This is a genomic window from Deinococcus sp. YIM 134068 (assembly GCF_036543075.1).
Classification (GTDB): domain Bacteria; phylum Deinococcota; class Deinococci; order Deinococcales; family Deinococcaceae; genus Deinococcus; species Deinococcus lichenicola.
On the sequence record NZ_JAZHPF010000009.1, the window covers coordinates 128943 to 137914 of the forward strand.

20 protein-coding genes are annotated in these 8972 nt (G+C 67.5%); all 20 read right to left on the minus strand.

Annotation, left to right across the window (positions count from 1 at the left end):
* Window positions 1–13: 13 nt before the first annotated feature.
* Window positions 14–574 carry a 30S ribosomal protein S5 gene (rpsE, locus tag V3W47_RS10960; protein WP_331825243.1) on the minus strand — a complete coding sequence of 187 codons (561 nt, stop codon included), beginning with the start codon at window positions 572–574 and terminating at the stop codon, window positions 14–16.
* Complete coding sequence (gene rplR / locus V3W47_RS10965) at window positions 564–902, minus strand: 50S ribosomal protein L18 (RefSeq protein ID WP_331825244.1); 339 nt, start codon at window positions 900–902, stop codon at window positions 564–566. The genes rpsE and rplR overlap by 11 nt, the downstream gene beginning before the upstream one ends.
* Window positions 902–1459, minus strand: a complete 558-nt coding sequence (gene rplF / locus V3W47_RS10970) for a 50S ribosomal protein L6 (RefSeq protein ID WP_331825245.1) — start codon at window positions 1457–1459, stop codon at window positions 902–904. The genes rplR and rplF overlap by 1 nt, the downstream gene beginning before the upstream one ends.
* Before the next feature lie 64 nt (window positions 1460–1523).
* Complete coding sequence (gene rpsH / locus V3W47_RS10975; RefSeq protein ID WP_331825246.1) at window positions 1524–1925, minus strand: 30S ribosomal protein S8; 402 nt, start codon at window positions 1923–1925, stop codon at window positions 1524–1526.
* Window positions 1926–2146: 221 nt separating this feature from the next.
* The gene (locus tag V3W47_RS10980; protein WP_331825247.1) at window positions 2147–2332 is read right to left on the minus strand and encodes a type Z 30S ribosomal protein S14; all 186 of its coding nucleotides are present in this window, start codon (window positions 2330–2332) and stop codon (window positions 2147–2149) included.
* A 9-nt stretch (window positions 2333–2341) separates the two neighbouring features.
* On the minus strand, window positions 2342–2881 hold the full coding sequence (rplE, locus tag V3W47_RS10985) for a 50S ribosomal protein L5 (protein ID WP_331825248.1): 540 nt from the start codon (window positions 2879–2881) through the stop codon (window positions 2342–2344).
* Window positions 2882–2946: 65 nt separating this feature from the next.
* Window positions 2947–3300 (minus strand): 50S ribosomal protein L24, encoded by a 354-nt coding sequence (gene rplX / locus V3W47_RS10990; RefSeq protein ID WP_331825249.1) that lies wholly within the window; start codon window positions 3298–3300, stop codon window positions 2947–2949.
* Window positions 3300–3704: a 50S ribosomal protein L14 gene (gene rplN / locus V3W47_RS10995; RefSeq protein ID WP_331825250.1), complete on the minus strand. Its 405-nt coding sequence runs from the start codon at window positions 3702–3704 to the stop codon at window positions 3300–3302. The genes rplX and rplN overlap by 1 nt, the downstream gene beginning before the upstream one ends.
* Window positions 3701–3985: a 30S ribosomal protein S17 gene (gene rpsQ, locus V3W47_RS11000; RefSeq protein WP_331825251.1), complete on the minus strand. Its 285-nt coding sequence runs from the start codon at window positions 3983–3985 to the stop codon at window positions 3701–3703. Before rpsQ ends, rplN begins: the two co-directional genes overlap by 4 nt.
* Complete coding sequence (gene rpmC, locus V3W47_RS11005; protein ID WP_331825252.1) at window positions 3982–4203, minus strand: 50S ribosomal protein L29; 222 nt, start codon at window positions 4201–4203, stop codon at window positions 3982–3984. The genes rpsQ and rpmC overlap by 4 nt, the downstream gene beginning before the upstream one ends.
* Entirely contained in the window at window positions 4190–4615 is a 426-nt protein-coding gene (rplP, locus tag V3W47_RS11010) for a 50S ribosomal protein L16 (protein ID WP_331825253.1), read from the minus strand. Before rplP ends, rpmC begins: the two co-directional genes overlap by 14 nt.
* Complete coding sequence (gene rpsC / locus V3W47_RS11015) at window positions 4615–5358, minus strand: 30S ribosomal protein S3 (RefSeq protein ID WP_331825254.1); 744 nt, start codon at window positions 5356–5358, stop codon at window positions 4615–4617. The genes rplP and rpsC overlap by 1 nt, the downstream gene beginning before the upstream one ends.
* Window positions 5359–5793, minus strand: a complete 435-nt coding sequence (gene rplV, locus V3W47_RS11020) for a 50S ribosomal protein L22 (RefSeq protein ID WP_331825255.1) — start codon at window positions 5791–5793, stop codon at window positions 5359–5361.
* The gene (rpsS, locus tag V3W47_RS11025; protein WP_216327065.1) at window positions 5790–6077 is read right to left on the minus strand and encodes a 30S ribosomal protein S19; all 288 of its coding nucleotides are present in this window, start codon (window positions 6075–6077) and stop codon (window positions 5790–5792) included. Before rpsS ends, rplV begins: the two co-directional genes overlap by 4 nt.
* 14 nt (window positions 6078–6091) lie before the next feature.
* Window positions 6092–6925 carry a 50S ribosomal protein L2 gene (rplB, locus tag V3W47_RS11030; RefSeq protein ID WP_331825256.1) on the minus strand — a complete coding sequence of 278 codons (834 nt, stop codon included), beginning with the start codon at window positions 6923–6925 and terminating at the stop codon, window positions 6092–6094.
* A 13-nt stretch (window positions 6926–6938) separates the two neighbouring features.
* Window positions 6939–7229 carry a 50S ribosomal protein L23 gene (locus V3W47_RS11035; RefSeq protein ID WP_331825257.1) on the minus strand — a complete coding sequence of 97 codons (291 nt, stop codon included), beginning with the start codon at window positions 7227–7229 and terminating at the stop codon, window positions 6939–6941.
* Window positions 7226–7852: a 50S ribosomal protein L4 gene (gene rplD / locus V3W47_RS11040; RefSeq protein ID WP_331825258.1), complete on the minus strand. Its 627-nt coding sequence runs from the start codon at window positions 7850–7852 to the stop codon at window positions 7226–7228. Before rplD ends, V3W47_RS11035 begins: the two co-directional genes overlap by 4 nt.
* Before the next feature lies 1 nt (window position 7853).
* A complete protein-coding gene (gene rplC / locus V3W47_RS11045; RefSeq protein ID WP_331825259.1) occupies window positions 7854–8477 on the minus strand; it encodes a 50S ribosomal protein L3 in 624 nt (207 codons plus the stop codon).
* Window positions 8474–8797: a 30S ribosomal protein S10 gene (rpsJ, locus tag V3W47_RS11050; RefSeq protein WP_331825260.1), complete on the minus strand. Its 324-nt coding sequence runs from the start codon at window positions 8795–8797 to the stop codon at window positions 8474–8476. Before rpsJ ends, rplC begins: the two co-directional genes overlap by 4 nt.
* A gap of 5 nt (window positions 8798–8802) precedes the next feature.
* On the minus strand, window positions 8803–8972 hold a 170-nt coding region (locus tag V3W47_RS11055; RefSeq protein WP_503623867.1), incomplete at its 5' end, for an EF-Tu C-terminal domain-related protein.

The window sequence follows — 8972 nt, forward strand, 5'->3', positions numbered from 1 at the left end:
GTGGTCGGGGCCGTCACTGGGCACCTCCCGCCTGGGGCTGGGCCGCCTGGGGCTGTGCCGTCTGCGCCTGGGCCGTGATGCCGCGAATCGCGCGCACCTGCCCCGCCGTCCGCAGGTTCCTCAGCCCGTCGAACACCGCGTAGGCGACGTTGACCTTGTTGCGGCTGCCAAGTTCCTTGGAGAGCATGTTCGTGATGCCCGCCAGCTCCGCGATGGAGCGGGGCACCGTACCCGCGATCACGCCCGTGCCGGGGCCGGCGGGCTTGAGCAGCACGCGGCTGGTGGAGTTCGCGCCCACGATGTCGTGGGGGATGGTGCCGTTCTCCACGGGCACGGTGATCATGTTCTTGCGCGCGATGGCCTTGGCCTTCTCGATGGCGACGGGCACTTCCTTCGCCTTGCCGATGCCCATCCCCACGCGACCGTTGCGGTCCCCAAGGATCACGAGCGCGGCGAAGCGGAAGCGGCGGCCACCCTGGTAGGTCTTGGACGTGCGGTTGACGAAGAGCATCTTCTCCTCGAACTCGCTCGTCTCGCGCTCCGCGTTGCGGTCGTTCCGTCGATTAAAAGTCAAGGCCACCCTCCCGCGCCGCGTCCGCGAGCGCCTTCACGCGACCGTGGAACTTGTACTGTCCCCGGTCAAAGACAACCTGCCTGACCCCCTTGGCGGCGGCGGCCTCGGCCAGCGCGCGGCCCACGGCGGCGGCGGTGTCGGTCTTGGTGCCCGTCTTGACGGCTCCGCTGCTCGCGGCGGCCAGCGTGGTGCCGGTCGTGTCGTCGATGATCTGGGCGTAGATATGCTTGCTGGAGCGGAACACGCTCAGGCGCGGGCGCTCCCCGGCGGCGACGCGCACCTTGCGGCGGGCGCGCAGCTTGCGGCGGACGGTGGTCAGGTTCGCCATTACTTCTTCCCCTTCCCGCCCGTGGCACCGGCCTTGCCGGCCTTGAGGGCGATCTGCTCGCCGACGAAGCGCACACCCTTGCCGTGGTAGGCGTCGGGCTTGCGCACCTTGCGGACGTTCGCGGCCACCTGGCCGACGAGTTGCTTGTCGATCCCCGAAACGTCGATACGGGTCGGTTCCGGCACCGTGAAGGTCACGCCGGCGGGCGGCTCGATGACGACCGGGTGGCTGAAGCCGATGGTCAGCTCCAGATTCCGCCCGGCGAGGCGGGCGCGGTAGCCCACCCCACGCAGCTCTAGGTTGATGGTAAAGCCGTCGCTCACGCCCTTGACGGCGTTGGCGACGAGCGTGCGCGTCAGGCCGTGCAGGGCGCGGTGCTCCTGGCGGTCACTGGGGCGCTCGACGAGAAGCTGACCGTCCTCGCTCTTGATGCTCAGCTCGGAGTTGAAGGGAACGGTGAGTTCCCCCCTGGGGCCTTTGACCCGGAATAGGCCGGGGTCGGTGTTTACGGTCACGCCGCTGGGCACGGCGATGGGTTGGCGACCGATACGTGACATGGATGCTCCTTAAGTGTCGGGACGGGGAAGTGGTCCCGTGTTCAGGCAGTGGGGGGCGTCCGCGTTACCAGAGAACGCAGATGACTTCGCCGCCCACGCCCTGCTTGCGGGCCTCGCGGTCGGGCAGCAGGCCCCGGCTCGTCGAGACGACGGCGACGCCCAGGCCGCGCTGGATGCGGGGCAGGTTCTCGGCACTCACGTAGGCGCGGCGTCCGGGGCGGGACACGCGCTCGATGTGCTTGATGACCTGCTCGCGCTTGACGCCGTACTTCAGCGTCACACGCAGCACGTCGAACTTCTGGCCCTCGGGGCGGGTGCGCTCGACCGAGGCCACGTAGCCCTCGCGCACGAGCAGCCGGGCGAGTTCCTCCTTGAACTTGGAGGCCGGGATGTCCACGCTCTCCTTGTAGGTGCGCGTCGCGTTGCGGATGCGCGTGAGCATGTCGGCGATGGGATCACTCAGCATGGGTCTCCTCCGGGGGCGTTGCTCTCTGGGCAGTCCAGAAGGCCCCTGGCCGGGGGGAAGCCGCCCTGGGGCAGCCTCCCGAGTCTTCCCGAAGAATGGCCTGACCGCGCTTGGGGTCGGCAGGCCCGCTCCTTCTGTTGGGTCCTATCCCTGGGCCGGACGATACCCACCCAAAGGGGGCGGATCGTATCCGGGAGGGCCGGGCGGGGGTGAGGGCGGGGCTACCAGCTGCTCTTCTTCACGCCCGGCAGCTCACCCCGGTGGGCCAGCTCGCGCAGGCAGATGCGGCAGATGCCGAAGAAGCGGTAGTAGCCACGCGGGCGGCCACAGCGGGAGCAGCGGTTGTAGTTCTGCACGGCAAACTTCGCGCCGCGCTCCGCCTTCACAACTTTCGAAGTCTTCGCCATAGGCTGTCCTTACTTGCGGAACGGAAGACCCATCGCCTGGAGCAGCGCGCGGGCTTCCTCGTCGGTTTTGGCGGTCGTGACGATGGTGATGTCCATTCCGCGCACCTTGTCGACCATATCATAGGTGATCTCGGGGAAGATCAGCTGCTCCTTGATGCCCAGGTTGTAGTTGCCCCGGCCATCGAAGGCGTTGGGGTTGATCCCCCGGAAGTCGCGGATGCGCGGCAGCCCGATGTTGATCAGCTTCTCCAGGAACACGTACATGCGCTCACCGCGCAGCGTGACCTTGAGGCCGACGGGCATGCCCTGACGCAGCTTGAAGTTGGAGATGCTCTTCTTCGCCTTGGTGACGATGGGCTTTTGCAGGGTGATCAGACCCAGCTCGCGCGCCGCCTTGTCGATGGCCTTGCTGTCCTCCTTGGAGGAACCCAGGCCCTCGTTCACCACGATCTTCTCGATGCGCGGCGCGGCCATCACCGAGGAGTAGCCGAACTGCCCCATCAGCGCGGGGCGCACCTGCTCGTTGTACTTCGTCTTGAGGGTCTGCATGTGTCCTTGCCTCTCTTCGGACGGACGGGTCGTCCGGGATCACGCGCGCGGCGTGGCCCTGAGTGTCAGTCGATGACCTTGCCGCTCTTCACGGCGACGCGGACCTTCTTGCCGTCCACGATCTGCTTGCGAACGCGGGTGGCCTGGCCGGTCTCGGGGTCCACCAGCGCGACCTTGCTCGCGTGGATCGCGCCCTCGCGCTGCTCGATGCCGCCCTGCGGGTTGCTCGCGCTGGGCTTGACATGCTTGGTGACGATGTTCACGCCCTCCACGACGACCTTCGCCTCGTGGGGCAGCGCGAGCAGCACCTTGCCGGTCCGGCCCTTGTCCTGCTGCTTGCCGCTCAGAATGACGACGGTATCGCCCTTCTTGACGTGAAGCTTGTTGTTGTGGTGGCTGCCGGCGTTGGGACGGGGCATCACAGCACCTCCGGCGCGAGCGACACGATCTTCATGAAGCGGCGGTCGCGCAGCTCGCGGGCGACCGGCCCGAAGACGCGGGTGCCGCGCGGCTCGCCCTGGTTGTTGATGACGACGGCGGCATTCTTGTCGAAACGGATGGTGCTGCCGTCGGCACGCTTGATCGCGTGGCTGGTCCGCACGACCACGGCCTTCACCACGTCGCCCGCCTTCACGCCGCCACGCGGGGCCGCGTCCTTGACCGAGGCCACGATGATGTCCCCCACGTGGGCGTAGCGCTTGTTGCCGCCACCGCCGGTCGTCAGGCCCTTGCCGCCGATGCCGCTGTTGAGCACGCGAATGCACATCAACTCGCGCGCGCCGGAGTTGTCCGCCACGTCGAGGCGGGACTGGGGCATGATCATGCCTGACCGCCTTCCGTCTCGACGGCGGTGGTCTCGATGCCTCGCGGGCGCTCGATCAGCCGCGTGACCTTCCAGGTCTTCGTCTTGCTGATGGGGCGCACCGAGATGATCTCCACCCGGTCACCGGTTCGGTACTCGTTCGTCTCGTCGTGCGCGGCGTACTTCTTGCTGCGCGTGACGACCTTGCCGTACAGCGGATGCGTGAAGCGGCGCTCGACCTTGACGCTCACCGTCTTGTCGGCCTTGTCGCTCACCACGACGCCCGTGAAGGTCTTTTTCATCGGCCCCCTCCTGTCTGCGTCTGCGCGGCCCCGCGCTTCAACTCACCGCGTACGGTGTTGAGCTGCGCGACCTCGCGACGGAGCTGCTGCACCCGGTGGGGCTGGGCGAGGTTGCCCAGCGCGCCCTGGAAGCGCAGCTCCATCAGTTCCTTCTTGCGGCTCTCGATCTCGCGGGCGAAGTCGGCGTCCGCGAGCGAGCGCATGTCACTGAGCTTCATCATAGACCTCGCGCTTGACCATCTTGGTCCCGATGGGCAGCTTGTGTCCGGCGAGGCGGAACGCCTCTTTGGCCTGCTCCTCGGTCACGCCGGAGACCTCGAACATCACGCGGCCCGGCTTCACGACGCTCACCCAGTACTCCACGGCACCCTTGCCCTTACCCATTCGGGTTTCGGCGGGCTTCTTCGTCACGGGCTTGTCAGGGAAGATGCGAATGTAAATCTTGCCGCCGCGCCGGAAGTGGCGGCTCATCACGATGCGGCACGCCTCGATCTGGTTGGAGCGAATCCAGGCGGGTTCCAGCGCGATGAGGCCGAAGTCCCCAAAGGCCACATAGTCGCCGCCCTTGGTGTCGCCGGTCATGCGGCCACGGAACTGCTTGCGAAACTTGGTGCGCTTCGGAAGAAGCATCACTCACCTCCGGGACGACGCCGCGCGGTGGGGCGGCGGCGGTTCGGGCGGTCGCCCTCGGGGCGGCGCTCGTCGTTGCGGCGGGGCGGGCGGGCCAGCGTCTCGGTCTTGCCGCCGATGACCTCACCATTGAACACCATCACCTTCACGCCGAGGATGCCGTACGTCGTGCGGGCGAGCGCGGTGCCGTAGTCGATATCGGCGCGCAGGGTATGCAGGGGCACACGGCCCTCTAGCACCTTTTCCGTGCGGGCCTGCTCGGCACCGCCCAGGCGACCCGAGAGGATCACGCGCACGCCGCGCGCCCCCGACTCCATCACGCGCTGCGCGGCCTGCTTCATCGCGCGGCGGAAGGCGAAGCGGCGCTCGATCTGCTCGGCGATCCGCAGGGCCACCAGGGGCGCGGAGATGTTCGGGTTGGGAATCTCGGCGACGTTCACGGCCACCGTGCCCGCGCTGACGAGACGCTCGATCTGACCGCGCAGGTCCTTGATGCTCTCGCCGCCCTTGCCGATCACGATGCCGGGCTTGGCCGCCGAGATGATCACGTTGACCTGCTGGCCCGCGCGCTCGATCTCGATGCGGGCGATGCCGGCGGCGGCGAGCCGCTTGTTGACCAGTCGGCGAATCTTCTCGTCTTCCTTGAGGAGCTTCGCGTAGGTCTTCTTCCCAGCGTACCAGCGGCTGTTCCAGCCCTTGGTGATGCCCAGGCGGAAGCCGTTCGGGTTGATCTTGTTCCCCATTTACTGTCTCCCCCTGCCGGTGCGGGTCTCGCGCTCGCCCACGATGATCGTGATGTGGCTGGTACGCTTCTTGAGGATGTTGGCGCTGCCACGGGCGCGGGGAATGAGGCGCTTGAGAGTCGGCCCGGCGTCCACGTACGCCGCCGTGATCACGAGACGGTCCTCGAGCATCTCGTCGTTGTTCACGGCGTTGCTCTTGGCGCTCTTGAGCACCTTGGCGACCGGCTCGGACGCGCTCTTCGGGATGAAGCGCAAGAGGTCCTCGGCCTCGGCCACGCTCTTGCCGCGAATCACGTCCACGACGAGGCGCACCTTGCGGGGCGACATGCGGACGTACTTGGCGACCGCGTAGCCGGGGCGGCGCAATTTGACCTGCTGCTTGCGCTGCTTCTTGTTGCGGAACTCAGGGGTCAGGGTCTGCTCGGGAGCCGTCATTTCTTCTTGCTCCCCTTGGCGCTCTTCTCGCTGCCGTGCCCACGGTAGGTGCGGGTCGGGCTGAATTCACCGAGCTTGTGGCCGATCATCTGCTCGTTCACGAAGACCGGGATGTGCTGCTTGCCGTTGTGCACGGCGATGGTGTGGCCGATCATCTCGGGCACGACCGTGCTGCGGCGGCTCCACGTCTTGATGACGCGCTTGTCGCGGCGCTCGTTCTGGGCGTCCACCTTCTTCAGGAGGTGATCGTCCACGAACGGCCCTTTCTTGAGGCTGCGGGGCATAGGCTCAGCCCTCCTTACTTCCCGCCGCGGCGGGTGACGATGAAGCGGTCGCTGTTCTTGCGCTTCTTGCGGGTTTTCAGGCCCTTGGCGAGCTGACCCCAGGGGCTGACCGGCTGGCGGCCCGCGCCCGTGCGGCCCTCACCACCGCCGTGCGGGTGATCGACGGGGTTCATCGCGCTGCCGCGCTGGTGGGGCTTGTGGCCGAGCCAGCGGCTGCGGCCCGCCTTGCCGAGGACGATGTTCTTGTGCTCGGCGTTGCCCACGGCCCCGATGGTCGCGTAACACTCGCTGTGAACGCGGCGGATTTCGCCGCTGGGCAGACGCAGGAGCACGTAGGTGCTCTCCTTGCCCTGCACCTGAATCGAGGTGCCGGCGGAGCGGGCGAGCTGAGCGCCCTTGCCGGGCACGAGTTCGACCGAGTGGACCACCGCGCCGACCGGCACGAAGCGGAGCGGCAGCGCGTTGCCGAGGCGGGGTTCGGCCTCGGGACCCGCGTTCACGCTCATCCCGACGGTCAGGCCCTCGGGCGCGAGGATGTACCGCTTCTCGCCGTCCACGTAGTGCAGCAGGGCGATGCGGGCCGAGCGGTTGGGATCGTACTCCACGGCGGCAACCCGCGCGGACACGCCCGCCTTGTCGCGGCGCTTGAAGTCGATGATGCGGTACAGCCGCTTGTGCCCGCCGCCGATGAAGCGGCTGGTGATACGACCGTGGTTGTTGCGCCCGCCGGTCTTGGGGAGAGCTTCGGTGAGCGCCTTTTCGGGGCGCTTCTTCGTGAGGCCCGAGAAGTCCGCCGTCGTCATCTGACGGCGCGACGGGGTATACGGGCGGTATTTCTTGACGGCCATGTTCCAAGTCTCCTTAGGCCAGGGCCTCGAGGGCCTCGATCTTCTGGCCGTCCGCGAGGCGCACGATGGCCTTTTTGCGGTCGGGGCGGTGGCCGGTGAACTTGCCCACCCGCTTGCGCTTGCCCGCCACGTTCATGGTGCTGATGCCGACCACCCGCACGCCGAACGCCTGCTGCACGGCGGCCTTGATCTCGCTCTTCGTGGACTTGGGGTCCACCCAGAACGAGTACGCACCGCGCTCCATGCCCGCATACGCCTTCTCGCTGATGACGGGCTGCTTGATGATGTCGTAGAAACTGCTCACTGCGCGGCCCCCTCTGTCTCCTGGGCAGGCTCACCCTGGGCGGGTTCCAGCGCCACCGCGTCGATCACGAGGCGCTCGTGGCGCAGGATGTCGTACACGTTCAGACCCGCGACCGGAAGCACGGTCGCCCACGCGACGTTGCGCGCGGCCTGACGGGTCGCCGCGTCGTCGGTGACGATCAGGACGCGCTCGCCGCCGTCCATGCCGTTTGCGGCGGCCCACTGCACGAAGCCCTTCGTCTTGCCGTCGAGGCCGAAGCCGTCCACCGCGAGGAGCTTGCCGCTCTGCTGGCGGTCGGCGAGCGCCATCGCCAGCCCGAGCTGACGCACCTTGCGGGGCAGGGTGTAGGCGTAGGACCGGGGCTTGGGGCCGAACGCGACGCCGCCGCCCACGAAGGTCGGAACCGAGCGGTCGCCGTGGCGGGCGTTGCCGGTGCCCTTTTGCGAGTACATCTTCTTGCCGGTCTTGCTGACCTGCGCGCGGGTCTTGGTGCTCGCGGTGCCGCGCCGACGCCGGGCGAGCTGCCAGGTCACCACGTCATGCAGCACGTGCGGATTCACTTCGGGGAGGTCCAGCTCGATGGAGCGGCCCCCGCCCAGCCCGATGACGTTGATCTGCGCCATCTTACCTGCCTCCCTTGACGGCCTGACGCAGGATCACGAGTCCGCCGTTCGCGCCGGGGACGGCCCCCTTGACGAGAATCAGGTTCTCGCCCGCGCGCACCTCCACCACCTCGAGGTTCTGCACGGTGACGCGCTCCATGCCCATGTGTCCGGCCATCCGCTTGCCCTTGTACACCCGGCCCGGCGTCTTGCGCTGGCCGATGGAGCCGGGGCGGCGGTGCCACTTCTTCGAGCCGTGGCTCGCCGGACCACCCTTGAAGTTCCAGCGCTTCATGACGCCCTGGAAGCCCTTGCCCTTGCTCGTGCCGGTCGCGTCGATCTTCTCGCCCTCGGCGAAGATGTCCACGTTCACGGTGTCGCCCTCCGGGGCGAAATCACGGAACTCCCGCAGGAAGCGCACGGGGCTAACGCTCGCCTTCTTGAAGTGCCCCATCTGGGGCCGGTTCACGCGCTTCTCGCTCTTGGGAGAAAACCCGATCTGCACGGCCTCGTAGCCGTCCGTCCCCTTGCTCTTGCGCTGCACGACGGGGCAGGGACCCGCCAGCACGACCGTCACCGGAACGGCGCGGTCGCCCTTCCAGATCTGGGTCATGCCGATCTTGGTACCGAGAATGCCCTTGCTCATGCCCGGCCCCCGACGGTCTTGATCTCGATGTCCACGCCCGTGGGCAGGTCGAGGGTCATCAGGCTGTCAATCGTCTTCTTGGTGGGGTTCATGATGTCCACCAGACGGTTGTGGGTGCGAATCTCGAAGTGCTCGCGCGAGTCCTTGTACTTGAAGGGCGAGCGCAGCACCGTGAAGCGGCGGATGCGGGTGGGGAGCGGCACGGGACCGCTCACGTCCGCCCCGGTGCGCCGGACCGTCTCCACGATCTTGCTCGCGGACTGGTCCAGCGCCTTGTGGTCGAAACCACGCAGTTTGATGCGAATCTTCGGGGCGACCATCCGGGTTACACCAGGACCTTGGTGACGACGCCGGCACCGACGGTGCGACCACCCTCGCGGATGGCGAAGCGCAGGCCCTCTTCCATCGCGATGGGCTTGATCAGTTCCACCGTGAAGGTCACGTTATCGCCCGGCATCACCATCTCCACCCCCTCGGCCAGTTCCACCACCCCCG

What these genes read in the sequence shown, in the direction of transcription:
- rplE (WP_331825248.1), bottom strand. Translation starts at nt 2,881, where the DNA reads ATGCAGACCCTCAAGACGAAGTACAACGAGCAGGTGCGCCCCGCGCTG.
- rplC (WP_331825259.1), bottom strand. Translation starts at nt 8,477, where the DNA reads ATGAGCAAGGGCATTCTCGGTACCAAGATCGGCATGACCCAGATCTGG.
- rplX (WP_331825249.1), bottom strand. Translation starts at nt 3,300, where the DNA reads ATGCCCCGTCCCAACGCCGGCAGCCACCACAACAACAAGCTTCACGTC.
- rpsJ (WP_331825260.1), bottom strand. Translation starts at nt 8,797, where the DNA reads ATGGTCGCCCCGAAGATTCGCATCAAACTGCGTGGTTTCGACCACAAG.
- rpmC (WP_331825252.1), bottom strand. Translation starts at nt 4,203, where the DNA reads ATGAAGCTCAGTGACATGCGCTCGCTCGCGGACGCCGACTTCGCCCGC.
- rplB (WP_331825256.1), bottom strand. Translation starts at nt 6,925, where the DNA reads ATGGCCGTCAAGAAATACCGCCCGTATACCCCGTCGCGCCGTCAGATG.
- rplN (WP_331825250.1), bottom strand. Translation starts at nt 3,704, where the DNA reads ATGATCATGCCCCAGTCCCGCCTCGACGTGGCGGACAACTCCGGCGCG.
- rplF (WP_331825245.1), bottom strand. Translation starts at nt 1,459, where the DNA reads ATGTCACGTATCGGTCGCCAACCCATCGCCGTGCCCAGCGGCGTGACC.
- V3W47_RS10980 (WP_331825247.1), bottom strand. Translation starts at nt 2,332, where the DNA reads ATGGCGAAGACTTCGAAAGTTGTGAAGGCGGAGCGCGGCGCGAAGTTT.
- rpsC (WP_331825254.1), bottom strand. Translation starts at nt 5,358, where the DNA reads ATGGGGAACAAGATCAACCCGAACGGCTTCCGCCTGGGCATCACCAAG.
- rpsS (WP_216327065.1), bottom strand. Translation starts at nt 6,077, where the DNA reads ATGCCCCGCAGCCTCAAGAAAGGGCCGTTCGTGGACGATCACCTCCTG.
- rplP (WP_331825253.1), bottom strand. Translation starts at nt 4,615, where the DNA reads ATGCTTCTTCCGAAGCGCACCAAGTTTCGCAAGCAGTTCCGTGGCCGC.
- rpsH (WP_331825246.1), bottom strand. Translation starts at nt 1,925, where the DNA reads ATGCTGAGTGATCCCATCGCCGACATGCTCACGCGCATCCGCAACGCG.
- rplR (WP_331825244.1), bottom strand. Translation starts at nt 902, where the DNA reads ATGGCGAACCTGACCACCGTCCGCCGCAAGCTGCGCGCCCGCCGCAAG.
- rplV (WP_331825255.1), bottom strand. Translation starts at nt 5,793, where the DNA reads ATGACGGCTCCCGAGCAGACCCTGACCCCTGAGTTCCGCAACAAGAAG.
- rpsQ (WP_331825251.1), bottom strand. Translation starts at nt 3,985, where the DNA reads ATGAAAAAGACCTTCACGGGCGTCGTGGTGAGCGACAAGGCCGACAAG.
- rplD (WP_331825258.1), bottom strand. Translation starts at nt 7,852, where the DNA reads ATGGCGCAGATCAACGTCATCGGGCTGGGCGGGGGCCGCTCCATCGAG.